Here is a 24,115-nt window from a genome sequence, read left to right as displayed (position 1 = left end):
CGCCCTCTTACATGTTGAAACTTTACGCTTTCCTAAGTGCCATTATTTTACTATCCTGTACAAGCGTTTTCGCACAGTCTCCTAACATTCTCATTAATAACAATGATTTTTCCTGGTCGGCTTGCCTTGGAAGCAATTACCGGCTGCCTGTTATTACGACAGGCACTTTTGGTGCCGGCAACAAGTTTTCTGTTCAAGTGCGCAAAGCGTCGTCCCCTGCCGTCATTAAAGAAATAGCCACTGTGTTAAGTGACGGGTTTCTGCACTTTGTTTTTTCAGATTCACTGCTGTTTGCAAACGCAGAATTACAATTAAAGGCCGTTTCGTCGGCTCCAAAAGTAGAAAGTGCCTGGTCAAATACACTCATCGTTCAAAGTAAGGGCAATATTACCTTAAACAGTGCTCTGACTTCCGACACATTAAATAAGTTTGACCAAGTCTTCATCAAGCTTACCGGATATAGTTCCAGTGCAATGAATGTAACGCTGGACGACAGCACCAAGCTGACCGTTTACCCGAACGGAGCCAACTTTGTGTCGGAACAACCCATACAAGTCACGAAGACAGAGCCCTATCGAATTGCGCATGCTGAAAATGCCTGCGGCGCTATGAAGGTCGGTGGAAGTTTCCAGGCGAAGGTCAACAGCACTTCGGTAAGGACAATTTCATTTGCGCCGCAATCGGTTTGCGAAAACGGTGAGGTGAATGTTACCATTTCAACCTCGGGAACTTCACTTACAGCGCAGACAAAGTACAGGTTACGGTTTACAGAGGCCATTTTTAACGATAAACCCAAGGTTGCCGAAGTAGCAGCGACCCTCAATAATAACGTGCTCACTGCAAAAGTGCCGTCTCAATTTAATGTCGAAACGCTGAATGAAGTCTACATTCAGGTTGTTACCGATAATCCAGCGACTGTAAGCTCGCGTACGAGTGAAAGGTTGTTCATATGGGCGACACCTTCAGCATATTTTAACACGCAAAGCAGCACCATTAATTATGGTGATCCGGTGCAGCTCGATGTTCGCGTAAAAGGAGTTCCACCGTTTACTGTAGAACTAACCAATGGTTCCACGGTAAGCTCGCCTAATTCTTCACTTCAGTTTTACATGGTCCCTGCCAAAGAAGAATCTTACACATTGAAATCAATGTCTTCGGGCTGCGGTAAAACAGAAATAAAGGAAGTTCAGACTGTGGTTATCAAGGTTAAACCCGGTATTCGGATTGATGATAATGAGAGTCCACAGATCCTATGCGCCGGAGCGAAAGGCAAGATCAGGTTTTCGTCGAATGCATCATTGACCGACGCAACGCGATTTTCCATTAAAATGACTAATGGCAACACAGGCGAAACGTCGATCCTGCCTGCGTCGCGCTCCGGTGACTTTCTGGAAGTAACGCTTCCGGAAAACCCACAGGGATATAGAAGTTACGTTTATCAGATTATCACTGCCAACCCGGTAATGGAATCTCCGTGGTCGTATTTCATAACCGGCCAAACAATTCCAAATGCGCAGTTCGCAGGGTATAATTTCAAATACAATTACAACATTCCCTCAGATGTTAAGCTGAGTTATATCCTGACGGGCGGCGCACCTTACTCGGTGGAATATACCGATGGTTCTGTTGTGAAGTATGCTAACGACGGAGACATTATTAGTAAGGAACTGTTTTTGAAGGAAACCACTGACTTCAAAATCAAGTCCATCAGCAATACATGTTTTAAAAATGATAATGTGAGGTCGGCACGATTGACGGTGACACCATCGCAGAATCCGGGCGTTTATCTGGAACCTTTGAAAACGGCTATTTGCAATAATGATAGTATTGAAGTTGTTTTTGGAACCGTAGGGACATTCAATCCGGGCAACAAGTTTACAATCCAGGGACACACCAATTACGCTGAACTTCAAAACATCATTACCGTAGACCGGGCTGGAAAATATAAGATAAAAATGACTACGCAATCCTTCTTTGGAGAGAATGCAGGGATACGGATCGCATCTACAAATCCCGTACTTTTCACCGAGGTGCGTCCATTCAGCATTCAAGAACTGCCAACCAATTTCTCCATATATCCTCCGTCCAAGCCGGAAGATCCATACCGGATGCTGGAACCGGATTCTCAGCAGCACCTGAGACTTTCGTCTACTTCTCCGTCTATTTCCAAAATTGTTTACACCGAAAATGGTGTTGAGAAGACCTTTAACAATGTTAATCCGACACCAACTGAGGTGTATATGCCTATTTTTCCGAAAATGGGCGAGTTAACGACTTATGACGTCAAATCAGCCACAAATGTCTGCGGAACGGCAGATGTAAATTTGAAAATGTATGTAGCGAAGATGCCCTATCGCATATCCCTTTCCACCTATAACAGCATGCTGAAATTCTGCGCTGGCTCACCCATACAGATTCCTTTTGGCGTTATTGATGGCAAAGCGTCTGACGCTACATTTGCATTACAGATGGGCAGCTACGGTTCTTCTGACTATCAAACGTTGGTGAGCGGTGTGAAAGACCGGATTTTAAAGACGGTTATCCCCGCAGCAACGCCCGCAGGGGCCTATTACATACGAGTGGTTTCCTCGGACGGCGCCATTTCTGAATTGCTGAACATTTCCGTTCTGGCACCACCAACAGCAACATTACGTGCCCAGGATCCAGGTGCCCCAATCTTGGTCAATGCTGGTGAACCTGTACGGCTTGAACTGATATTGACCGGCACTTCGCCCTGGGAAGCTATTTGGACTAATGGCATGTACACGCGGTTTTCGTCAGATAATTTACAAATCGTCGATGTGCGCCCCACCAGAAAACAGGAGTATACGATCAGTTCGGTGAGTAACGAATGCGGGTATGGGACAACGTCGGGCACTGTGGCTGTATCGGTAAAACCCAAACTTGTCCTGTCTTCTTCGTCCGGCAGCGTGTGCGAAGGAAGTGCGTTTAAACTTAATTATGAACTCCTCGGCGAAGTAGACATGTCAGATGATTATATACGCTTTTTGCTTGTTAATCAGACTACTGGTGCTACGGAAACACTTGATTCTGTTAAAACGGTTTCGGGCACAATCAGCCTGCAAATCCCAAAACAGTTGCAGGGAAATTTTTATCAGCTGCGTGTGACCGCCAGAAAATATTCGCTTTTTGAGGTGATGCCCGTTAATGTGGCCATTCTGCCGGATCTAACGCTCAGCGGAAATAGCACGATCAACAGTGGGGAAGGCGCGCAACTTGCGTTGAAATCCAACAGGCAAAATTATGAAAGCGTCCAATATGTGCTGTCAGACGGCACGACCGGTAATGCTGCTGGATCGGTTGGAGCCATGTCCTATGTGCGGGTTTCGCCAAAGCAGACCACCACGTACACGCTTAAATCTGTAACAAATGCATGCGGAGCTGGCGTGGTCAGGGGCTCGGCTGTTGTGGAAGTGAACCCGCCAGCAGCGCGGGCAGTGAATGTGGTAAAATGGTCATCGCTCACGAGCGCCGGATTTTGCACCGAGGACACAATCAGCGTAGAATATAAGACCACAGGAACATTTTCGGCCGGAAACAGGATGACAGTCCAGATCTCAGATACAACCGGGCGCAACTGGCGCAACATTGTGACCACCGGCGCGGGAAATCCCCTGAAAGCCACACTTCCTGCGGACTTGTTTTCAGACAAGCAATACAGCTTGCGCATTGTGGCGTCAGACGGCGGCACGGCCAGCGGCGCTTATGAATATCCGCTTACGGCAGGAAAAAAGGCCAGAGCAAAGTTCGCCACAGAGTCAGTTATTTATGATGGCAAGACCAACCCGCGTGTGAAGGTGTTGCTGGAAGGTGGTTCGCCCTGGACCTATCATTATGGAACATCTGTTCAGGATTTATATCGTCAGACATCCAATCCTGTCGATGAGATTGAGCTATATCAAGCTTCTGCGAATCAATTTTATATGTTATTCCAGGTTCAAAACAGTTGCGGTGCGGGTATCATTGATAATCCGGGGACCGTCAGGATAGAAGTGATCACAGCCACAGAACCGCAGGTGGCCACCCTCAAAGTTACCGTTTCCCCCAACCCCACACAGGATTTTCTGCGACTTGCATTTGAATCGCCCGAAGAAAAATCCATTCAGTTAATAAATTTGAATGGCCGCGTGCTTCGTACTTTATCCAGCAAGCAACTAGTTGAATTCATTGACGTTCAAACACTTTCTTTTGGAATCTATATTTTGAACATTGATTCAAAAGGTAAAAGAGAGACATTTAAGGTTATAAAAAGGTAAGGTGCTTGTCAAACTGCTACTTCCATAATCATTAGCCACCAATTACAGCGGTGAAAACAGAAGGTGCACCCAGTAGGTTTGAGGTGGGGATTGACAGCTTTTAGGTAACAATATCACAATCCATTCAACATCGACGGACTTGAACTTACATTTTGTAAAACTTCGTAGGTGCGTCCGAAGATTTCATTGTTAGCCATTAACAAGGAGCCAGTATTGATCATATCTACCAAAGATGCGCTTGCCCATTGCATTTGATAACTACCGAAATTCGTTGCATCGCGTCTAGCTATAAGAAGGACATTTTCAGAGTTTAGCGGTATATAGTATCTAAATTTACCTTCAAAACCCATGTTTTTAATTTCTCCCGTTGGATCGATCAAGAATCCGGGATTATCAGAAGTTATAAATGGTTTGAGCAAATCCGTCTTCAATATTGTCCAGTCCGCGGCAGCAATGTAATTGCATACTCGACCGATGACTGGGCTATCGGCTCCTCTTTTAAATAGAGAAAAGTTGTGCATATTTTTAAGATAGTTTTTTTCTGCGTTCTCATCATACGTATTTTTTCCATCGCGCACTAATCTATTTTGTTCACTTTGATTCAATAAGTTCAGATTTGCGATTTTATCGAAATGATGTTCTGATAGCATGTATACCCACGAGTCGAATGAATTTTCAACCTTCAAGTTATTCGGTGGCATAGTCTAAATGCTTAGTACGATAGAGAAGTCCTCTGTTGGAGACTAAAATAATAAAAATCTTTATCTTCCGACCCAACTCCAAAGACAGCGCCTACCGTTAGTTCATTCGCTCACCACCCATCAAAACTTTCCCCTATATTTGCCCCGCAAACTTTGAAAATAAAATATAGAGCTAATGGCAATACGTAGGACAAAATGGCCTTGGGGAGGCATACGGGTGCAAGTCCCGAAACCTATCAAAGTTAGCTCTTTGACAAAGTTTGCGGTGACCTCTCCTTATCTAATCACACTTACCCATTTTTTATGCAAACTTTGGATGGTTCAGGTGTTGACTCAAAAGCACATTCAGTCAACCCCGTGGTCGATGCCCGTCACGCATCAAACACCAGCCCACCGCTAACACAATCACAAGCCGAATTTTGGCATCTCGTGGAATGTCAGGGCTGTAAGGAGCTAGCGCATTCGCTCAAAATGATCCATGATCTGGCGCTTTATCATTCGGATGTTCCGTTTGATACAGCTGAGAAGTCGGCGCTTTTTGATGTGAAGGTGCTTTGGGAGGGCTTTGAGAAAATGGGGGCGAGGGTTTAGGAATTGGAGGACTGTTGGTGACAGTCCTTTTTAGTCATTTTAAAGCTTTTCCGCATGATAGTAATGGTTTTCCCCTTCATCCTCAAACTCCTCAATGAGCGAAAGTCCGGATGCCGCCAACAACGCTTTGTATTTCTCCGCTCCGAGCGATCTCGATTCTTTTGCTGTAATGGCATCTTCCCATTTCATTTTTTGAGAAGGAGCCGTAAATAACAGCTTTCCACCAGTGCGAAGTGCATTGGCCATTTTTTGTATTACAACTTCCTGGGTTTTTTCCGGCAAAAGGAACATGAGCCCCCAGGCCATGATGGCATCGAATTGCCGATTGAAAAATGAGGAATCCTCTGCGGCTTCGCAGGCGACGGGGATTCCTGGGAAGTTCTGTTTGAAGATTTGAACCATCGAAGTCGACGCATCAATCCCATGAATGTTCAAACCTTCGTCTATCAATGCCTTAGAAATGGGGTCGCCTGTGCCGCAGCCTACATCTAAAACTGTCGCATTCGGTGGTAATGACCTTGCCCAGTGCTGAACCGATGCCACGCCGACTCCATCGAGGCCCTTGGAGCGGCAGCGGATGAATGTGGCGGCGTGGTGTTCGTATCCGTTTGATTTGTCCATTTGCATTCAGATATTAGATCACAATTGTTATCCTTCAATTAAATCTTTTTTCTTTCCAACTCCGTTTAATTTTCAACTCAGCGCGATCGCTCGTTATCGATCAAAGTAAAAGGTGATGAGGTTCACCCTTGACTGTCGCTTTTCACTTTGTAACGTTCGTCGCGCTGAAAGCCAAACACTTCGGCATATGGAGTGAACTACGCGAAAGCCGCACGGAAAACATGGGGATTTTTGCATTTTTTATTTGACTTTGAACTGCTTTCAAGGCGGCCGCCGCGCGGGAAGGAGACGGGTCTCGAACTTTGCCTTTAATAGGCTAGTAATCAAGGTTTTGCCTCCATTATTTGAAGTGAACTACACGAAAGACTCACTATTTTTTATACATATAGTACAACAGTATATTTGTTATGTATAATTCTTTTAGCGAAAATTGTTCGATTTGATGGTGATTTTCGCTGGTTTTTGAGTGCGTTTTCGGGTGGTTTTTGGTGTTCAAAGTTTGGAAAATGCCTGTGGTTTTTTGGCTGTGGTAACTGCGATTTTGTTAGGTAAAAATACGAACTTTAAAATTCTTTGACAACGGGTTTGTTGTATGTAAAATGAGTACTTCGCTACGATAGTTATTTTCTGATTCCCATTTCAGAGTAAGCGTGCCTTTCGCAATAGGCGAGTCCCTGAAGAGTAAGTTTTGCACAGCCCTGCCATATACACGGCATAGTTGTAAATCCTCTCGTTTTTACTAATAACTCGATTTGCAACTCTTGCGAATTGTAGTTAGCCCAATCATTCTTGGAAGGAAGTTCGACAAAAAATAGCTCTTGCAGCTTATCAAATCTATCTAGTCTCCAAAAGCTTTGATCATAATTATACAAATAAAGCTCATACCAGCCAGCACCCTCGATAAATGTAAAGTCAGCACTAATCACTGCTTGTATAGTAACGTCGGCATAGTAAATGTATTCTGTAAGTCGCTGCCCCTGGTATTTATTCATTCCGATTTCAGTACACGTGTTTTATTCTTTTAACCGGCAAGCACCGATTGAATTTTTGCTTGTCCATAAAACCTTGTCATTTCCTCTTTCTCATCATTATTCCCGCGTTCAAAGACCCTTTCAATAACAGCCTTTGCTTGTTTCTCCCAATCAATGCGGTCAACGTCGGTATCCCAGAACAGTGACTTTCTTAATATCCTCAAATTAGGAGTCAGCTTTAATTGTTTTTCCTTCTCCTTCTTGATGTCATAGTATGCTTGAAGCATTACAAATGTACCCTCGTCAAGATCTAGCCCCTTTTCGATTTTAAGTGCCAGCGCGGTACTCAGGCTGCGTTTTCCTTTGATAATAGCGTTAAAGCTCTGTGGATGTTCAGCAATAGATAGGGCAAAAGGACGCTGCTTGATTGATCGCTTTTTTAGTTCGCGCTCAAGAACGAATCCTGGGTGTATACCCTTGTATTTTTCAAACTGCCTATCCATATATCAATATAAACAATTTTGCTTACATTTTCTATCAAGCCATTTCACTGGTTCATTGCGTCAACTGATATTCTTTCTCTCGTAATTACCGTCTGAGATCTACCACCCACTTCCTTCCGAATAGCGATAGAACCTAATTAACCTTATCAAATCGAAGCGTTTTCTTCCCTTGTTCCAAGTCGCGAATAAAGCGTAGACCGACACCTGCTTTGAAAGCAAGTTCTTCCTGCGTAAGTCCAACTGCTTTACGCCCTTCTTTAAAAAATGCTTGGAAGCTAGACAAACATATACCTGATAAGGTATAAAACGTACCCATTTCGTTGGATTATACCTGATCAGGTACAGTTCACTATTCAAGTTTCCTTTCCCGCATCATCTAATAAGACTATCACAACGCGATTTAATAGAAATACCACAACGCGATTGAATAGTATTGACACAACAACATTCAATTGATTAACCACCGCATGATTTGGTAGATTGATATGGCAACACCACGAGGAGATTTGCAGAGGCCATTCACTTCCTGCACGATGTGCCGCAAAAACGGATTGCGGTCATTCTGAGTCATTGGAAAAAGCCAGTGTGGAACAGAACATTGAACCGTTTGCTGCCTTTCTCGGCCGTCTGGTCAAGGAGGGAATTCGGGGTAAAACTGTTGCGACCCTACCTGGTGCCGGATTGGCAAGTGGTTCAATCTAACGCTTTTCGTTCAACCACTCAAAGTACATAGCCGATATTCGAGAGAACAGATCCTGGCCGCTTTCGGAGAAAGCACATTTGAAAGGAAATCCAGCAATCGGGAAGGGGTCATAAACCTGGAAGCGAAGAATGCCGAACTGCTGCTCATAACGCTGGAAAAGACAGAAGCAAATTACTCTCCGACAACATTGTACAACGATTACGCAGTCAGTGAAAAGATATTTCACTGGCAGTCTCAGAACACAGCCAGGCCTGAAACTGGCAAGGGGCTGTCATATGTAAAGCAAAAGCAAACGGGGAAATCGATTCTTCTTCTTGTGCGGGAGAAGAACAATGATGAATTCAATAATACGATTGCCTATGTCTTCCTGGGTCTGGCGGATTATATTGACCGTTATGGAGCGAAGCCGATGAGTATCAACTGGGCATTGCGCAAAGTCAGCTCCGCATTATATCTGGAAGGAGATGGCGAGGATGGCGGTCGGGTGAGTTTACTTCACCGTAATCAGCTCGGGCGTCACCTCTGGTAGTGAGTATGAAAAATGTTTGTTGCCAATACCCCGCTCGGCCGCGGAGGCCAGCCCGAATGGACTGTTGCCATTAAAAGATTCAAACGGGGTCACTGTTATCATTGATTTAGCGTGGTAAGGCTAAAACTTTTTGGGCGACGTAAGCAAAAGAGACTTTCTAATGGTAGGGATTTTGGGGAGGAGTATTTGATAGTGTAGTGTTCATAGCCTTTGGTGCTTTGAGTTTGATCTACTCCGAATTCTTACATAAAAGTCATACGCACAGAAAAACTCCCAAATCGCAGTGTTACTGAAAATAAGTACTTTAGTAAAAATTAGCAACATGGCCAGAAAGATCAGAAAGGACATTACAGTTGGAGGCTTAGAAAAGAAGTTGAAATTGGCCCCGGGGTCTATTGTTAATCCGGACGGACGTGACGCCCGTAGTGATAAAAAGTTAGAGACTCTTCAGAATGACGCGGCCAAAGCGTTAAAAAAAATTGCAGCTAAAAAAACTGCGGCTAAGACACCCGAGGCAAAAGCTGGTGTCAAAAAAAATGCTGTCCAACCGAAAACAATTAAGCCGGTAACTGCTGATCAAAAGACGGCTGCCTTGAGAAAGGTGAAGAGCAGCCCAAAAGCCACATCAAGCATGGTAAAAAAGGTACAGGCGGCCATTAAAAAGACAGGAAAGTAACGATGGCTCAACCTGATAATTATCTAAACAACGTTTTCATAAATTGCCCTTTTGATCCGGCTTACAATTCAATGTTTGAAGCAATCGTTTTTGCCATACATGATTGTGGTTTCATTGCACGCTGTGCTAGGGAAGAGGATGACGGAGGAGATGTAAGATTTCATAAAATAATTCGAATTATTGACGATTGTAAATATGGTATTCATGACATTTCGAAAGCAGATGTGGACGTAGGGTCAGGACTAGCTAGATTTAATATGCCTTTGGAGCTGGGGGTTTTCATGGGTGCTCAGCGTTATTCAGCCAAGGGTCATTACAATAGGGAAAAAAAGCTATTGGTGTTGGACAGTGAACAATACCGTTATCAAATTTTTATCTCGGACCTAGCGGGAACTGATATATCAAGCCATGATCAATCCATTGAAACATTGATTAATAAGGTACGTGACTTCCTATTTAATAATTCAAGACGAAAAAGCATTGCTAGTGGAGCATTTATATACGCTCGTTATCAAACCTTCATTGCAGCCTTACCCAATTATTGCACCAACGCGCATTGGGATAGAGATAATCTATCATTCATAGCATATGCAATTTGTGTAACCGAATGGTTAAAAATTAATCCGATATGATGAATAGTTCGCGCTTTATTAGTGGCCCTTTACCACCAATTACCTTATCAAATGTTGAGCTCAGAGATCTGATGGTCTCTTTATTTGCAGCACATCCTGGAAATTATAGCTTTATCAATTTCGTACGCCTCATTTCATCAAAAATAATTGAGGCCAAAGTCGGTTTTAACGCAGAACCTCATACTACATATTCAGGAGAGCTATGTCAGGGTGATCAAACAAAAGTGAGAGAAATTCTCTGGGATATGATAATAGATCGCCATCTAACTGTCGGATGCAATGGACATCATGAATGGCCGAATTTTGCCGTCACCGACCGTGGCAAAGCTCATTTTAAAGCCAAACAGAATAATTAAAGTTGTCAAATTCCTTTTAATTAAGATAGACACGTGATTAATGTTTTTCTTCTGATAATCAAGCTTTATACCAATTGCAGATTGTTAATATAATGATCTTTCAGTATTAACTGGAAAATCGCTCACGTTCTCACTCATATTCACGCAAAAATCGTAACAAAAGTCATAAATTAGATAGTTGTGAATTTGTAAACCTATCTTCTAATTAATATTAAAAATTAATGATTCCTCCGGAAATACAAAGATTGTTTGATTTTATCAACTATCTAGATCGTAACAAAACTGAATTTTTGGGATACATTCCAATTTGTAATGAACTCATAGAGCTTGATCACCAAAGAAGCGTGTTGAGTCCGGAAAAAAATTATATGGAAAAATTACTTTATGATGATATTCAAAATCAAATTGAAATAAAAATGCTTCCAATAACGGATAATATCTATAAACCTGTCACCAATAGACTGCGAGAATTAGGTATTTGGTCTGGTGATTATACTTATTCTAGTATATGGAATAATAGCATTTCCTCGATTTATAGATTCCACAAAGAATTCAAAGGTGACGATGTTGATCAAGTATTAGAATACAAACGTAAGTATATTGCCTTCAGAAGTGATACAAATACTAATTTTCTTTGCTTGGGGTTAATACTAAATGGTCTAGATGATATTTTAAAAGAGCTATTTAATTTTTTCACAGACACAGATTTTGATGAATTTGAAGATTTTGCAGCGAAAAGAATTTATGCTAATACTACAAGGGAAGCGTTGGATTTGGCGGTGGAAAATGTTGGGAAAAATATAATTTTTTCTTTGGCCTCAGATGCCACTGTATCTGGTTCAAGTGAAACCCAAAGGAGATCCAACACCAATTCACTTGCCAATGAAAAAACAGCAAATAATAGTGATTCAACTAAGAACCTAAACGCAATGAAAGAGAAAAAGGACGTATTTGTCACGTATGCATGGGATAATCAAGAACATAAGAACTTTGTCTACGAATTTGTTAATCATCTGAGATCAAACGGATTTGATGCTGAGATGGATACTTATAAAAGTCAGCAAGAGGCATCCGCCGACTTTATGAAGATGATGCATCAAGCTATGACAGATTATAAAAAAGTCATAGTCGTTCTGTCAGAAAAGTATAAGGAAAAGGCTGAGAGTTTTGAGGGCGGCGTTGGTACGGAGTATGGACTAATAATTAAAGATATTCGGGAGAACGTTAATAAGTACATTTTAGTAAGCGCGGATGGGCATGGCAACGACGTGACACCTATGGAATTCAGGTATCGTGAAATTATTGATATATCGAGACCCTATAAACCAGAAATGATGAATAGACTATATGGTAAATTATCGGATCAAGCTACAATAGAATTTCATCCAGTGGGGTTAGAAAAACCAGAGTTAACGGTGGTCCGACCGTCATTAATTCAAAATGATAAAATTTTAATCAACGATATTAGTCTAAGATCTGGTGGTGCTCAATTGTTTGAAGGACAATATCGAACGATCGAATATGGAGTTAGAGCAAGTATAAAAAATCAGTCAAATAATTCATTGCAGGATATTGTTATTGAAATTGAGATGCCTTCCTGGCTTTGCAATGGTCATGGTATTGGCTCAATAGATTACAGGAATGATGATAACTACAGGGAGGAAAAGGGGCGATCTGTTTTCACTTTCCAAATGCCAAAAGTAGCTATTAATCAGACGGTTTCAAGCAAATGGGTTAATATTGAGGTATGGAATAATATCATTGACGAAGTGTATTCACAGAATTTGGTTGTCCGCGTGTTCACAGACACTACAACTACTGAGCGAGAATTTCCAATCAAAGATTTTCTAATCGATAGCAATGGTAAAGCACTTACTCTTAAATCATTTAGGACAAAGAATGACCAATATCGTCAAGAGTAAAGCTTGGGTCGGCTCGAGGCTTTGGGCATAGGAAAGTATTGCTTCCGTTGCTTTGGATTGTCGCGCAATTTTTAGACTGTAGTTTTTCACTTCAGTGCAACCGCCCATTCTTACTCAAAGCAAAAAGTGATGGGGTTCACCCCTTGGCTGCAAATCAATCGGCGGTTTAAGGAGCGGCGGAAGCCACGGTAAATAGCAGATTGATTTGCAGTCGTCACTTTTTGCTTTGTACCTTTCGTTGCGCTGTGGTGCAAGCGCATTTCTCCAATAAGTCAAAATCCCATCGAAAACCCTTTCTGCTTCTTCCGTTTTGGCTTCTTCAACTGATGCGGCATGTACTCCCCATCCTTAACAGGAGACAATAAAGAATCAAGAGACTTATCATTCTCCAACGAACTACCATTTCCGGCATGGTAAGCATTACCCGCCTGCCCAATATCCATCCCTATCCCTTGAGACTTTTGCTGATGAAGAGAAAAAGGATCCTCGATGCATCGCTCGGCAATTCCCTTCGCGCTATACTGCTTACCTAATGCACTTCCGTTGAAGACGGATCTCGTACGATGATCACAATATGTGATCCCATACAGCAGGCCTTCTTCATTTTTTCGGATTACCGTATCAATCCCGTCTTTTTGAAGAATATTGATCAGCCTGGGCAATGATACGTTTTGTTTGCCATACAAAGTAAAATCTATACTATTCCTAATCCGTAAGGAATCTTTCGTACGGTTTGGATTTATCTCATTGAACAGAAAACGCACTTTCAGATTTCTATGTGTTGGTTTGAAATGAAAATCGCTTGCTTTGATTGGCACCCCAATCCGGTTGCCGTCTTTATCCAGCACGCGGTATAAGATGCCATTGTTCTTTCTGATCCTCGAACCCTCTGAGCCAATGTCCGCTGCAACATTATATTGGTTGAGCACTGCATTCAATTCACCCATCGTGGTGAACTTGTATTCGTTCAGAACTTTGTCGAGCACATTGGCAATGGCCTTCTTAGTTTCTGACTTTCCATACTCCGCTTTGATGCTGACTGGTTTCAAAGTAAACTCCTGCGCTTTTCGATCTTGTGCCTTCACCAATCCAAAATCTATCTCAATCTCCTTCCTGGTTTTCTCCGATTGATTTTTGCCAAGATTGTGCAGTGAGATTCGGCTTCCATCAGCTTTGATATTGGTTGTCACTAGATGGACGTGCGGGTGACCGGCATCCCGGTGCTCGTATACGAGGGCGGGTTGTTTCTCAAATCCAATACCTTTTAAATAGGCCTTTGAAATCTCCGCGAGCTGTTCTTTGCTCAGCTTTTCCGACGGATCAAAGTTCAGGGAGACGTGAACCGTATTGACCTTTGTCCTTTTGTTCAAAGCCAGCTGCCGCTGAATCCGGTTCAGCTTTTGATCAAAACTCAGGGCATCGGCATCCTTGGGATAGTGGATAGCCGAAATGCATTCCGCATGTCCCTGTTCAAGCTTTTTCTCATTGTATTGCAGCACAGCCCGGAGCCGACTGCTGGTGTGGATCACTGCAACCATTGATCAGCCAGTTTATCGGTTTGCGATTTGATCTTGTCCAGGATCGAAAACAGGAATGTCTTTTCAGCTTCGTAGCTAGCGATCCAATTTCTGAATTCTGAAATTTGGTTGACGGCATTGAGACGTCTGGTCGCCTGGTTGAAGTTGTTGCCAAGCCGGTTTAGCTCTTCCCGCAGCTCCGACAATTCACCAATCATCTGATCTTGCGAACCATTCCGTTCGATGACGGTTACCGGTCGGTTGAAGATCAAGAGCCGTAAAAATTCGCTTAATTTCCGACAGGTGGTGCGGCTGCGCTTGGCTTCCAGATTGGCGTATTCTTTGGGTGTTAACCGGAAGATTACATGCTTTGTCTTGTTCGATTTTTCTTCTTTCATCACGATCCTATCTACACTTTCAAACATTAAAAACTCCTTCACAAACCTGGACCGACTTTGGAGGGGAAGGCCAGATCGGGTGCGTAGCAACCGGCGATTGTATTACAATCGTACATCTGGCCAGACGCGCAAAGCAGGCGGCTCATTTGGATTTCGAACTCTTCGAAACCAGGTGCTGAGCCGATTTGTGAATCTAGTTTATTGAAATGGGATTTACCTATCCTGTGTAAATTTGCCTTAGGGTCGGAAGCGTTTCAGTCTGGTGCTTATCTGTTCGAAAAAAGTTGTGTTTGGTCGAGAATGGCCGAAAAAAGTCGAGAATGTTTGTGTTTGTTCGAGAATTTTTGAAAATGCTCGAGTTTGTTGACGATCCTATCCGGCATATTTGTAATCAGTCTCTTTGGGGATCGTGGAAACTTCATACTTCAAATTCCACTCTTTAATGTGTTCTAAAATCGGCAAAAAAGCTAAGCCCTTTTCGGACAACCGATATTCTACCCTTGGCGGTAACTCCTTATAAGCCAATCTTTCCAATAAGCCGTCTTCTTCCAGTTCTTTCAACTGTTCGGTCAGTACTTTCCTTGAAATGTGCGGCACTATGGCATCTAGCTGACCGAAACGCATAGTACGGGTGCTAATTACATTGATAATGATGGGCTTCCATTTATTGCCAATCGTGCCAATAGCTCTGGTAAACGGGCAATTTGAATTGCAAAATCTGTCGTCTCTCATATATGGAAAAATTTGTAGTTACCCATTGGTAACCAGAATAGACTGTAATAGTTTCAAAAGTAAACTATCGATAGTTCCTTTGCAACACAAATTTAAAATGAGTGAGACAATGAACAAATTAGAAAATAAGGTAGCAGTTATTACAGGCGGGAATAGTGGCATTGGGTTTGGTATTGCCCAAGAATTCGTAAATGAAGGTGCTGTGGGAGCTATTGTCGGCAGATCTCAGGAAACTCTGAATAACTCCGTAGCGCAACTGGGTGGTAATTTCATTGGCATCAATGCGGATGTGACTAACCTTGCCGACCTGGAAAGGGTCTATAAAGAGACATCAGAGAAATTCGGTAAAATAGACGTGATAGTAGCTAATGCGGGTGGCGCGGTTACGGGAGCTGCATTTGGTTCTGTGGCTGATACCAGTGAAGCAGACTATGACAGGACAATGGATCTAAACCTGAAAAGTGTGTATTTCACTGTCCATAAAGCATTGCCGTATATGAATGATGGGGGTTCTATCATTCTGATCGGGTCAAATGCAGCGCACCGGGCATATGCCTCATTTTCACTTTATGGCGCTGCCAAAGCGGCTGTCATTCATTTCGCGAAAGGCTTTTCAAACGACCTTTTGCATAGAAAAATCAGAGCAAATGTAATATCCCCCGGTACAACAGATACACCCGTATTTGACAGGTTCGTCCCCGCAGAACAACTTGAAGCTGTTAAAAAATACTGGGCAGATGTAATGCCGATAGGCAGGATCGGGCAACCATCTGACATTGGTAAAACAGCGGTTTTCCTGGCTTCCGATGATTCATCGTTCATGCTTGGCGCTGAACTCCTTGTTGATGGCGGACTAAGCTATTTGTCTAAATAATTGACTCCACACTGACGCAGGCCTACTAACCTGTGTCAAAAAATAATTTCAAAATGAATAAATCAGAAAATAAAGAAGCGAGCTACGCAATTGTCGGCTTCGGAAAGATCGGTCAGGCCTTGGCCAAGGCGTTTGCCCGCAAAGGCATCGAAGTATCCGTTGCAACGACGCGCGACCCGGAGAACTTTGCATCCGATGCGGCCGCAATCGGACCCACAATCATTCCCACAACCCTGTCGGAAGCCGTAAAGGCGGATGTAATATTTTTGGCGGTGCGTTTCGAATCGCACGCGGAAGTCGCAAAGGCGCTACCCAGCTGGCAGGGAAAAATCATCGTCGATGTGACCAATGCCTACGGCGTATCTCCTGAAAAGCTGGGAGGACAGCCTTCTGCAATAGTCGTTGCCCGGGCCTTCACCGGCGTAAGACTCGTTAAGGGCTTCAACCACTTGGTCGCTGCCGTCATTGAGCAAGATCCTGCCGTACATGGTGGCAGGAGAGTCGTGTTCCTGGCAAGCGACGATGAGGGCGCAACAGCGGAGATTGGTGCGCTCGCGGAAAATCTCGGTTTTTCACCCATCCAGCTTGGTGGGCTTTCGGAAGGCGGACTGCTTGTACAGGCACGCGGAAATAGCTGGGGTCAACTGATCTTTAAGGACCTGGTCAAGTTCAACTGAAAATCGTTATCGAAAAACATCCATGCGCTCCTGCGTCCTGGACAATGGAGCCACAGTTTTGATAAAATAATTACAAAGCACTCAACCAAACTGGGGGGTGTCTCCTAAGATTAATCAATAGCATCATGAATAGATTAAAAAACAAAGTAGCGGTCATTACCGGTGCTTCCAAAGGAATAGGTGCGTCCATCGCAAAACATTTTGCCGCCGAAGGTGCCAAGGTGGTTGTGAATTATGCCGCCAGTAAAGAAGGCGCAGACCGTGTGGTAAAGGAAATTACAGACAATGGTGGCATAGCCATTGCGGTACAGGCCGATGTGTCCAGAGAAGCCGATGTAACCAGGCTGTTTGAAGAAACAAAGCAGGCTTTCGGAAGGTTGGATATTTTGGTAAACAACGCGGTCTTTCAGCAATTTTTACCCATTGAACAGGCATCAGCAGAAGCTTTTCACCAGCATTTCAACGTAAATGTTTTGGGTCCTGTACTGACGATCCAGGAGTCCTTAAAACTGTTTGGAGATGAGGGTGGCAATATTATCAATATCAGTTCGGGTGCAAGCAAATCGCCAATGGCGGGAGTCTCCTTGTACTCTGCAACTAAGGCTGCATTAGATGCAATAACGATTTCTTTGTCGAAGGAACTGGGTGCAAAAAACGTCCGTATTAATTCTATTTTGCCGGGCGCTACGGAAACAGAAGGCGCAACCAGTGCGGGCGTCACCTCTGGCAGTGAGTATGAAAAAATGTTTGTTGCCAATACACCGCTTGGCCGCAGAGGCCAGCCCGAAGATATTGCGAAAGCAGCAGTATTTCTCGCTTCCGATGATGCCGCGTGGATTACGGGGGAGCAGATTTCGGTTTCGGGGGGAATGTTCGGGTTTTGAATAAAATAACTTCCGCTGCGAATGGCGGAAGTTGTTTTATTGATCAGCAGCCCTTTATCATTTTAATGTTTTCGCTTGACTGAGCCAGCGCATACATTCCCTTCCTCTATGCCTGCCAGCCAGACTCTCAATGTCTTAATTCTTTCATTGGTAAGCTCAGTCTTCAAATTTGCGAGACACATAGAATGAACTCTACTATAGTAGCCAGGTTCCCTGTCAGGGTACCTGGCTTTTACCTCAGCATCGCGAAACTGAATCCACAGTCGTTGAGACGATCTTAGGTTTTTTATGAATTCCTTATCTGTGGCATATTCCTGTAAGATTTTTTGATAAACCGAATTGATCTCTTTCTCTGCCTTTGCATAAGAGTTTTCGTTCACTTGCCCGAATGAGATATTTAGCGATACTAGAAAAATGAGGGAAGCTAACAGGTATTTCTTCATTTGAATGTCAGTCTGATGTTTGGGTGTAATGCTGTAAAAATGGGAAATTTTCACCAACAGCCCTCGATGGCTAGCTAAACCTACTTTTTCTGCTTCTTTGCTGAAAGCATTCCAGATGCGTTTTCCAAGGGCCGATCGAGAATGTCTCGTCTGGATTATTGGTCGTTTAAGAGCCGATATTGGTCTGTTCGAAAATGGTCGAGTTTACTCGCGAATAGTCGAGAATGTTTGTGTTTGTTCGAGAATTATTGAAAATACTCGAGTTTGTTCGGGACTGCCATTTTAAATTATTTTAACAGTTCGGCAAGTAACCCACCGAGATGTTTTCTATAAGTTTGGTAAAACGCTTTCTTATAGCACATGACCAGACAGTTTTACTACTTCGCAATCTTCCTTTTTGTTATTCTGATTTTGCAGGAAATCTTGATAACGACGATGCTCATGAGTGTCGGACGAGGGGCTTATGCCTTAGGTTCATTCATGCCCTATTTTATCCTGGTGTCAGTAACACAGGCTTGTTGCAGCGTAATCGCAATGCTTTATTGCTATGGCCGTCAATACATCTGGCCTTTCCGGGCAAGCTGGCTTTGTATAATTATGTTGTCGGTTCACACAGGCGGTTGTTTATGAGATTCTTATTAATCAAAACCTTGAAAGCTGGTACTACTATTCTTACTGCGCCGTGTCCGCGGCAAATTTGTTCCTGGGGGTAAGTTTGGTTGTTTCCAAAAGCCGTGACCAGTTTTGGCTGAAATGGATTGGCATTGCATCGATTTGCGTCGATATTGCTCAGATAGCACTATTGATTTGGTACAACGTCTTCGCCGATTTCCAAATGAAGGTAATGCTTTCGCAAGCTGATTTTGTGCTTAGCTGGCTCATGGTCGCAATAACAGGGTTATGGATAATACATTTTGTCAGTGAGGTAAATGCCAGTAAAAGTTTGAATAGCATTCCCAGGGCGTCGCTGGTTGGTTTTATACTCGTATCCGTTATCGTTAGCTATTTTTCCATCTCCCTCGGTGCCGACTTTTATGAAGAAAGCCGGGCTCCACTGCCTGTGCGAAACCTTTCGGCAACGGAACGAGCTCTCGCAGACCGTTTTGAGTCGCATCTTTTTGAAAGTATTGATGGTGAAAAATTACCTTACCGTCTGATGAAACCGCTTAACTACGATTCAACCCAGAAATATCCGGTGGTCCTTTGTCTGCACCATGGCGGAGCGCACGGGCGGGACAATGCAGCACAGGTCCAAGCCTCCTATGCCCCTGTGTTGGCTAATTACAACAACCGCAGAAATCATCCTGCTTTCCTGCTAATACCACAGTGTGAAGTAGGAAAAGTTTGGATGGACCCGGACGTGGATTCTGCCATTATGGAATTAATGGCCTCTTTGGAAAAAGAATACAGTATTGATGCGCTGCGACGCTATGTGATCGGTGAGTCAGGTGGCGGGTATGGATCATGGCATTTCATTGGCAACCATCCGGGAATGTTCGCTGCGGCTATTCCAGTCTGCGGTGGAGGTGAGGAAGGGTTGGTGGAAAACATGGCGGATGTAAGTATCTGGGCCTTTCACGGAAGCGACGACTTGCTTGTTCCGGTAAGCTATTCCAGGAAAATGGTGAATGCGCTTCGTAAAGCAGGAAGTAAGCCTCGCTACACAGAGTTTGCAGGTGCCGACCATTATATTGGTAAGCGGGTTGCGGAAACACCGGGCGTTTGGGACTGGCTTTTTATGCAGAGGCGTAAAATTTAAATCTATCCAAGTTTCAGGCATTCTGATTTCAAATACCTTGATTACATCTCACTGCAGTAAAATAAATGCTTAGCTAACTTCCAAAAGAATGTAACCTCTCTCATTTACATTGGACTACAATGATTTCAATTTTCTAAATGCCCAGGTTTGTAATGATTTTTTGTCTTTATTTCTGACAATGCCACTGATGAGGCAGTCGAAATATGGGGGCCGAAAACGATTGGGGATCTGAAAGGTAAGATTGAAGATGTCCTGAAAGAAACTCAAACCCCTACCATAGGTGTGGCGTTAGTACAGGGTTGAAGTATATACTGCAAAGTCAAAAGATTTTCCGGTGTATAGTGACGGGTCAACATAAGCGCTATTACCCGCCGACACCTTACATGTAGCCCTTGACCAGTTGTTGCCGAAGATAGGCTTTCTGATGAGAAAGCTATGATAGATTAAGCACTCATTGTTAATGTAATAAAACATAGCAAGAAAATTACATTTTAACTGATTTTAGGTATATTAGTGACTATGTATTACAATAATCAAATTCACATCGTGCATGCACCTAAGCTGAATTCACTAAGAGGTTAGTTGTCAAGAGTCTAATAGAAGAAAATGCAAAAAGAACTACATAAATGGCTACTAGATGTTGGAGAAAAAGATTCTGCTCGAATTATTTCTGAATGTAGCATTGACTTATTATACGTTGACACACTTTTTGAAATGAGTAGCGATAGAGAGACGGCTTTGATGGATGCTCAGATTGGAGTTCCCGGGAAATATTATCCCAAGCTGTCAACTCATTTCAAAAAAGAAACAGAAATAATCGAAAATCAGCTGATGGAAGTTGCAACTGCATTAGGTATGCATATTCGCAGCATTTCATGGAACCCAAAGATTGACAATGAAAATGACTCTGGACTAAAAATATCCATCGTTGCTCGACAAGCAATATTTGATGAGATTACCTTACATAAAATTTCGTGGTCTGGTAGACTAGAGGAACCTAACTTCCTAAATCGCATATTTGATCTTTCAAAAATACCTTCGAATGATTCAAGATATGACAATGCATTTGACGACATTCATAAACATCGAATAATGAATTATGATTGGGAAGACGATTGGGTGTTTACTGATAGACGATTTAATTTACTTCATTGTGAAGAAGACATATTTCTTAAGTTTTTAGCTCTGATTATAAATCCAGTTGCAAGAACCGACGATGAAAGTGTAAGCCAATTGGTAGAGATATATAATAGAAACCTGGCAACTAGTGACATCGAATACTATGAAAAGTCAAAAATTGCCGGGAAGTCTATTTATGGATATCGAGAAATTAATATTGAAGCATCTGAATCCATTAGTAATGAGGCCAAGCAGCAAAAGCTTGCATTAGTTGTGGGTTGCAATCAATATGAATTTGGAGGGAGTCTGCAAAATCCAATTAATGATGCAATTGCAGTTAAACAAAGTCTTGAATCCTTAGGATTTGATGTGATGTCAGCAGAGAATACAAAACTGAAAGAGCTTAAAATAATAATTGATGACTTCGGAGTGGAACTTGAAAAGTATGATGTAGGACTATTTTATTTTGCTGGGCATGGAGTTCAAGTTAAAGGTTTAAATTATTTGATACCAATTGACGCAAATTTAAAAAACGAACGAACTGTTGAATACGACTGCGTCCAAGTCGATAGAATATTAAGCCATATGGAGAATGCCAAAACCACAGTGAACGTTCTAATTCTGGATGCATGTCGTGATAATCCCTTCGAACGGAATTGGGGACGAAGTTTAACACAAAGAGGATTTGCAGTCATGGATGCTCCGAAAGGATCATTAATTGCATATTCAACGTCTCCTGGCAAAACTGCTTCGGATGGGGAGGGCCAAAATGGACTTTACACTGGTGAGCTAATTTTGGAAATTAAAACAGTAAACCTATCTGTGAATCAGCTGTTTCAAAAAGTAAGAAAAGCAGTTATGGAGAAGTCGAATGACGCGCAAATACCTTGGGAATCAACATCATTGACCGCAGACTTTTACTTTAATCATGATGGTCACAGCAATTTTTAAGACAAATCGAGGACTTTATCCATAAATGATAATATTAAAAATAGTTATTAAAGCTAGTATAAACCTGTTCATTTCGTAAAATTAATTTAGGTATAATAAAATGAATAAAACAAAACCATTTATCTTAAATTTTGGAACAGAAGTATCGAATGAGGGACTAGATTTTTCCAAGATCGAATACTCCTATACTAAAAATTTAAATGTTATTATGACTACTGGCATGCCTGCTATTAATATGGCTAGCCTGGATACAGAGACTTTGACTAAAACCGGTTTTGAGTCTTCTGACTCTGACAAAGACTTTAACCTCAAACAATTATTAGATACTTCAACAGGGACCCGAGCCTTCGGGGAAGTGTCAGATACTGATCAAGATAGAAATACTCGGCTTGAAATTTTGTCTTTGATTGATACAGCAACTTTGACGGAAAGTGGTACAGAGGTAACGGATACTGATCAAGATCTATGATCCTAGTCGTTACCCACAAATCTGATTTTACAGCCGATTTTCTCATCCAGAAGCTCAACGAAAGAGATATTCCTTATTATAGACTCAATTGTGAAGATATCGGCACACGTACAGATGTCAGTTTATCAAGTAAGTCAGGCTTTGCGCCAGTAATTGATGGGCAGGATAAGTTTTCTGGTGTATGGTTTAGACGCACAAAGCTTCCTGATCTCGAAGGTATCGACCCGTATGTCGAAGCTTATTATTTATCTGAATTCCAATGGTTTCAAAGAAACTTATGGAATACCATAGATGCGCGGTGGATCAGTGAGCCAGATTACGTTTATCGAGCTGAAAACAAATTCTTACAACTAAAAACTGCTCAACAAATTGGCTTTGCTATCCCTCCAACACTGATTTCGACTGATATTCAGGAGATTAGTAAATTTTACGAGGATTGCGAAGGGCAACTTATCATAAAGCCGATTTACAATAACCGATTTGAGCATAAAAATGGAAGCCAACTAATCTACACAACAAAAATTTCAAATTTAGAACTAGAAAAGTTGCTGGAATCCATTCCGCTGCCAAGTATATATCAGAGGTACGTAGAAAAAAAATGTGAGATCAGAGTAACAGTAATAAATGACGCAGTCTTTGCTGCTAGCGTCAATTCTCAACAAAGTGAGATGACCAAGGTTGACTGGAGAAGAGAAAGGCTACCATTCACTTCATACAGCTTGCCACAAATGCTTCAAGATAAATGTGTTGAAATTGTTAGAGCCCTAAACCTGTCGTTTGGAGCCATTGACTTAATCGAGACTCCCGAAGGGGATTATGTTTTTCTTGAAATCAACCCAAACGGTCAATGGGCCTGGATCGAGATGGATACGGGACTACCAATTTCTGATACGATAATTGACTTCTTACAAAATGCTAGGATTAAACAACAAGCTAGAGAGATTAGCTAATTTTTATGGATTCTATGGGGTTTTTATTAGGCCAACAAGTCCTACTCCACCGACCTTTCAACCATTATCTGGTAGCAGGGAATCAGACTTAGAAGATTTGAGATTGCAATACAGATATCAAAGGGATATCTCCGAACAGCATCTTTTAACAATCAAAGAACTTGTCAGTGATGAAGAGACAAGGCATAGCTCTATTGAAACAAAAATAGGTAATGTAATCACTCAGGCGGGATTAGTGTTTTCTATAACAGCTGTCATTGCTCCATTTTTTAATGATACGTTAAGCTCACAAAAATTAGGTATAAAGATATTCGTCTTGATCATTTTTGCTCTGGCGTTTTCAGCCTATGTCACTTCTATTTTGTTCGCAACTCAGATATTTGGAATCAATAAATTTGTATACAAGAAAACGAGTGTTGCATCGGTAATTGATTCAGGATCAACAAGTGATGCTATATTTGTAAAGCGAGTGAAGGATTTGATTTATCAACATCGAGAGAACCAAGTGGTAAACGATAAAAAGGCTGATATTCTTATTTATGCAAATCGGTGGTTTGTTTCTGGATTTATTCTTTCTGGTTTGTTGACAGGATTAATTACCGTATCGCTGCTGTTTGTCAATAAACCTGATGAAAAGGAGAAAGAAAATGATAGGATCATCAACAGCCTAAATTCTAGGTTGTTGATTGCTGAATCTCGGTTAACACAACATCAATTCACGATTTTGAGCAACAATGATTTTTTGAGTAATCAACAGGTAGGGAAAAGATTCGACCGCAGTATGAATGAGATTGATAGTATTCGATTTGAATTAAAAAAGTTGAAGGCATTGATTCACAAGTGAAGCGATCATTGTGGAT

24 protein-coding genes are annotated in these 24,115 nt (G+C 42.2%); 15 read left to right on the top strand and 9 right to left on the bottom strand.

The window, feature by feature from the left end; genetic code table 11:
* Window positions 1-11 precede the first annotated feature (11 nt).
* Window positions 12-4,277 carry a T9SS type A sorting domain-containing protein gene (locus tag MUK70_RS21500; RefSeq protein WP_234655077.1) on the top strand — a complete coding sequence of 1,422 codons (4,266 nt, stop codon included), beginning with the start codon at window positions 12-14 and terminating at the stop codon, window positions 4,275-4,277.
* A 113-nt stretch (window positions 4,278-4,390) separates the two neighbouring features.
* Here MUK70_RS21500 and MUK70_RS21495 read toward each other — a convergent pair whose 3' ends face one another.
* The gene (locus MUK70_RS21495; protein ID WP_234655076.1) at window positions 4,391-4,978 is read right to left on the bottom strand and encodes a DUF4238 domain-containing protein; all 588 of its coding nucleotides are present in this window, start codon (window positions 4,976-4,978) and stop codon (window positions 4,391-4,393) included.
* A gap of 303 nt (window positions 4,979-5,281) precedes the next feature.
* On the opposite strand from MUK70_RS21495, the gene MUK70_RS21490 reads away from it, so the two are divergent.
* Complete coding sequence (locus MUK70_RS21490) at window positions 5,282-5,569, top strand: hypothetical protein (RefSeq protein ID WP_234655075.1); 288 nt, start codon at window positions 5,282-5,284, stop codon at window positions 5,567-5,569.
* 39 nt (window positions 5,570-5,608) lie between these two features.
* Here the strand turns inward: MUK70_RS21490 and MUK70_RS21485 are convergent, their stop codons facing one another.
* From MUK70_RS21485 to MUK70_RS21470, 4 genes are all read right to left on the bottom strand, one after another.
* Window positions 5,609-6,190, bottom strand: coding sequence for a class I SAM-dependent methyltransferase (locus MUK70_RS21485; RefSeq protein WP_234655074.1), 582 nt, complete (start codon window positions 6,188-6,190; stop codon window positions 5,609-5,611).
* A gap of 620 nt (window positions 6,191-6,810) precedes the next feature.
* Window positions 6,811-7,182: a hypothetical protein gene (locus tag MUK70_RS21480; protein ID WP_234655073.1), complete on the bottom strand. Its 372-nt coding sequence runs from the start codon at window positions 7,180-7,182 to the stop codon at window positions 6,811-6,813.
* Window positions 7,183-7,211: 29 nt separating this feature from the next.
* On the bottom strand, window positions 7,212-7,664 hold the full coding sequence (locus tag MUK70_RS21475) for a helix-turn-helix transcriptional regulator (RefSeq protein ID WP_234655072.1): 453 nt from the start codon (window positions 7,662-7,664) through the stop codon (window positions 7,212-7,214).
* Between the two features lie 133 nt (window positions 7,665-7,797).
* Window positions 7,798-7,980: a helix-turn-helix domain-containing protein gene (locus MUK70_RS21470; protein ID WP_233868761.1), complete on the bottom strand. Its 183-nt coding sequence runs from the start codon at window positions 7,978-7,980 to the stop codon at window positions 7,798-7,800.
* Window positions 7,981-8,344: 364 nt separating this feature from the next.
* Between MUK70_RS21470 and MUK70_RS21465 the strand changes: the two genes are divergently transcribed.
* From MUK70_RS21465 to MUK70_RS21445, 5 genes are all read left to right on the top strand, one after another.
* Entirely contained in the window at window positions 8,345-8,896 is a 552-nt protein-coding gene (locus tag MUK70_RS21465) for a DUF3427 domain-containing protein (RefSeq protein ID WP_256464081.1), read from the top strand.
* Between the two features lie 322 nt (window positions 8,897-9,218).
* Window positions 9,219-9,572, top strand: coding sequence for a hypothetical protein (locus tag MUK70_RS21460; protein ID WP_234655071.1), 354 nt, complete (start codon window positions 9,219-9,221; stop codon window positions 9,570-9,572).
* Between the two features lie 71 nt (window positions 9,573-9,643).
* Window positions 9,644-10,204 (top strand): hypothetical protein, encoded by a 561-nt coding sequence (locus MUK70_RS21455; protein WP_244784488.1) that lies wholly within the window; start codon window positions 9,644-9,646, stop codon window positions 10,202-10,204.
* Entirely contained in the window at window positions 10,201-10,560 is a 360-nt protein-coding gene (locus tag MUK70_RS21450; RefSeq protein WP_234655069.1) for a hypothetical protein, read from the top strand. The genes MUK70_RS21455 and MUK70_RS21450 overlap by 4 nt, the downstream gene beginning before the upstream one ends.
* A gap of 221 nt (window positions 10,561-10,781) precedes the next feature.
* Window positions 10,782-12,482: an SEFIR domain-containing protein gene (locus MUK70_RS21445; protein ID WP_234655068.1), complete on the top strand. Its 1,701-nt coding sequence runs from the start codon at window positions 10,782-10,784 to the stop codon at window positions 12,480-12,482.
* A 272-nt stretch (window positions 12,483-12,754) separates the two neighbouring features.
* On the opposite strand, the gene MUK70_RS21440 is transcribed toward MUK70_RS21445, so the two are convergent.
* The 3 genes from MUK70_RS21440 to MUK70_RS21430 all read right to left on the bottom strand — a co-directional run bounded on the left by MUK70_RS21440 (window position 12,755) and on the right by MUK70_RS21430 (window position 15,129).
* The gene (locus MUK70_RS21440; RefSeq protein WP_234655067.1) at window positions 12,755-14,020 is read right to left on the bottom strand and encodes a relaxase/mobilization nuclease domain-containing protein; all 1,266 of its coding nucleotides are present in this window, start codon (window positions 14,018-14,020) and stop codon (window positions 12,755-12,757) included.
* Window positions 14,008-14,439: a plasmid mobilization protein gene (locus MUK70_RS21435; RefSeq protein WP_234655066.1), complete on the bottom strand. Its 432-nt coding sequence runs from the start codon at window positions 14,437-14,439 to the stop codon at window positions 14,008-14,010. The genes MUK70_RS21440 and MUK70_RS21435 overlap by 13 nt, the downstream gene beginning before the upstream one ends.
* A gap of 330 nt (window positions 14,440-14,769) precedes the next feature.
* Window positions 14,770-15,129 (bottom strand): winged helix-turn-helix transcriptional regulator, encoded by a 360-nt coding sequence (locus tag MUK70_RS21430; protein ID WP_234655065.1) that lies wholly within the window; start codon window positions 15,127-15,129, stop codon window positions 14,770-14,772.
* 109 nt (window positions 15,130-15,238) lie between these two features.
* Between MUK70_RS21430 and MUK70_RS21425 the strand changes: the two genes are divergently transcribed.
* The 3 genes from MUK70_RS21425 to MUK70_RS21415 all read left to right on the top strand — a co-directional run bounded on the left by MUK70_RS21425 (window position 15,239) and on the right by MUK70_RS21415 (window position 17,564).
* Entirely contained in the window at window positions 15,239-16,003 is a 765-nt protein-coding gene (locus tag MUK70_RS21425; protein WP_234655064.1) for an SDR family NAD(P)-dependent oxidoreductase, read from the top strand.
* Between the two features lie 53 nt (window positions 16,004-16,056).
* Window positions 16,057-16,680 carry an NADPH-dependent F420 reductase gene (locus MUK70_RS21420; RefSeq protein WP_234655063.1) on the top strand — a complete coding sequence of 208 codons (624 nt, stop codon included), beginning with the start codon at window positions 16,057-16,059 and terminating at the stop codon, window positions 16,678-16,680.
* A 125-nt stretch (window positions 16,681-16,805) separates the two neighbouring features.
* Window positions 16,806-17,564 carry an SDR family NAD(P)-dependent oxidoreductase gene (locus MUK70_RS21415; RefSeq protein WP_234655062.1) on the top strand — a complete coding sequence of 253 codons (759 nt, stop codon included), beginning with the start codon at window positions 16,806-16,808 and terminating at the stop codon, window positions 17,562-17,564.
* 62 nt (window positions 17,565-17,626) lie between these two features.
* Here the strand turns inward: MUK70_RS21415 and MUK70_RS21410 are convergent, their stop codons facing one another.
* Window positions 17,627-18,007, bottom strand: coding sequence for a lysozyme inhibitor LprI family protein (locus MUK70_RS21410; protein ID WP_234655061.1), 381 nt, complete (start codon window positions 18,005-18,007; stop codon window positions 17,627-17,629).
* 682 nt (window positions 18,008-18,689) lie between these two features.
* On the opposite strand from MUK70_RS21410, the gene MUK70_RS21405 reads away from it, so the two are divergent.
* The 5 genes from MUK70_RS21405 (at window position 18,690) to MUK70_RS21385 (ending at window position 24,099) form a co-directional block, all read left to right on the top strand.
* Window positions 18,690-19,766: a carboxylesterase family protein gene (locus tag MUK70_RS21405; RefSeq protein ID WP_234655060.1), complete on the top strand. Its 1,077-nt coding sequence runs from the start codon at window positions 18,690-18,692 to the stop codon at window positions 19,764-19,766.
* Window positions 19,767-20,372: 606 nt separating this feature from the next.
* Window positions 20,373-21,836, top strand: coding sequence for a caspase family protein (locus MUK70_RS21400; RefSeq protein WP_234655059.1), 1,464 nt, complete (start codon window positions 20,373-20,375; stop codon window positions 21,834-21,836).
* 100 nt (window positions 21,837-21,936) lie between these two features.
* A complete protein-coding gene (locus MUK70_RS21395; RefSeq protein ID WP_234655058.1) occupies window positions 21,937-22,305 on the top strand; it encodes a hypothetical protein in 369 nt (122 codons plus the stop codon).
* Window positions 22,302-23,255 (top strand): MvdC/MvdD family ATP grasp protein, encoded by a 954-nt coding sequence (locus tag MUK70_RS21390; RefSeq protein ID WP_234655057.1) that lies wholly within the window; start codon window positions 22,302-22,304, stop codon window positions 23,253-23,255. Before MUK70_RS21395 ends, MUK70_RS21390 begins: the two co-directional genes overlap by 4 nt.
* Window positions 23,218-24,099, top strand: coding sequence for a hypothetical protein (locus MUK70_RS21385; RefSeq protein ID WP_234655056.1), 882 nt, complete (start codon window positions 23,218-23,220; stop codon window positions 24,097-24,099). The genes MUK70_RS21390 and MUK70_RS21385 overlap by 38 nt, the downstream gene beginning before the upstream one ends.
* The last annotated feature ends 16 nt before the right edge of the window (window positions 24,100-24,115 follow it).

Source organism: Dyadobacter chenwenxiniae (assembly GCF_022869785.1).
GTDB lineage: Bacteria > Bacteroidota > Bacteroidia > Cytophagales > Spirosomataceae > Dyadobacter > Dyadobacter chenwenxiniae.
Note: the sequence above shows the minus strand (reverse complement) of the source record. Positions and strands in the feature narration are given on the sequence as shown.

Bases quoted from the DNA above. Each gene is read 5' to 3' on its own strand.
- MUK70_RS21500 (WP_234655077.1), top strand. From the start codon at position 12: ATGTTGAAACTTTACGCTTTCCTAAGTGCCATTATTTTACTATCCTGT.
- MUK70_RS21495 (WP_234655076.1), bottom strand. From the start codon at position 4,978: ATGCCACCGAATAACTTGAAGGTTGAAAATTCATTCGACTCGTGGGTA.
- MUK70_RS21490 (WP_234655075.1), top strand. From the start codon at position 5,282: ATGCAAACTTTGGATGGTTCAGGTGTTGACTCAAAAGCACATTCAGTC.
- MUK70_RS21485 (WP_234655074.1), bottom strand. From the start codon at position 6,190: ATGGACAAATCAAACGGATACGAACACCACGCCGCCACATTCATCCGC.
- MUK70_RS21480 (WP_234655073.1), bottom strand. From the start codon at position 7,182: ATGAATAAATACCAGGGGCAGCGACTTACAGAATACATTTACTATGCC.
- MUK70_RS21475 (WP_234655072.1), bottom strand. From the start codon at position 7,664: ATGGATAGGCAGTTTGAAAAATACAAGGGTATACACCCAGGATTCGTT.
- MUK70_RS21470 (WP_233868761.1), bottom strand. From the start codon at position 7,980: ATGGGTACGTTTTATACCTTATCAGGTATATGTTTGTCTAGCTTCCAA.
- MUK70_RS21460 (WP_234655071.1), top strand. From the start codon at position 9,219: ATGGCCAGAAAGATCAGAAAGGACATTACAGTTGGAGGCTTAGAAAAG.
- MUK70_RS21455 (WP_244784488.1), top strand. From the start codon at position 9,644: ATGTTTGAAGCAATCGTTTTTGCCATACATGATTGTGGTTTCATTGCA.
- MUK70_RS21450 (WP_234655069.1), top strand. From the start codon at position 10,201: ATGATGAATAGTTCGCGCTTTATTAGTGGCCCTTTACCACCAATTACC.
- MUK70_RS21445 (WP_234655068.1), top strand. From the start codon at position 10,782: ATGATTCCTCCGGAAATACAAAGATTGTTTGATTTTATCAACTATCTA.
- MUK70_RS21440 (WP_234655067.1), bottom strand. From the start codon at position 14,020: ATGGTTGCAGTGATCCACACCAGCAGTCGGCTCCGGGCTGTGCTGCAA.
- MUK70_RS21430 (WP_234655065.1), bottom strand. From the start codon at position 15,129: ATGAGAGACGACAGATTTTGCAATTCAAATTGCCCGTTTACCAGAGCT.
- MUK70_RS21425 (WP_234655064.1), top strand. From the start codon at position 15,239: ATGAACAAATTAGAAAATAAGGTAGCAGTTATTACAGGCGGGAATAGT.
- MUK70_RS21420 (WP_234655063.1), top strand. From the start codon at position 16,057: ATGAATAAATCAGAAAATAAAGAAGCGAGCTACGCAATTGTCGGCTTC.
- MUK70_RS21415 (WP_234655062.1), top strand. From the start codon at position 16,806: ATGAATAGATTAAAAAACAAAGTAGCGGTCATTACCGGTGCTTCCAAA.
- MUK70_RS21410 (WP_234655061.1), bottom strand. From the start codon at position 18,007: ATGAAGAAATACCTGTTAGCTTCCCTCATTTTTCTAGTATCGCTAAAT.
- MUK70_RS21400 (WP_234655059.1), top strand. From the start codon at position 20,373: ATGCAAAAAGAACTACATAAATGGCTACTAGATGTTGGAGAAAAAGAT.
- MUK70_RS21395 (WP_234655058.1), top strand. From the start codon at position 21,937: ATGAATAAAACAAAACCATTTATCTTAAATTTTGGAACAGAAGTATCG.
- MUK70_RS21390 (WP_234655057.1), top strand. From the start codon at position 22,302: ATGATCCTAGTCGTTACCCACAAATCTGATTTTACAGCCGATTTTCTC.
- MUK70_RS21385 (WP_234655056.1), top strand. From the start codon at position 23,218: ATGCTAGGATTAAACAACAAGCTAGAGAGATTAGCTAATTTTTATGGA.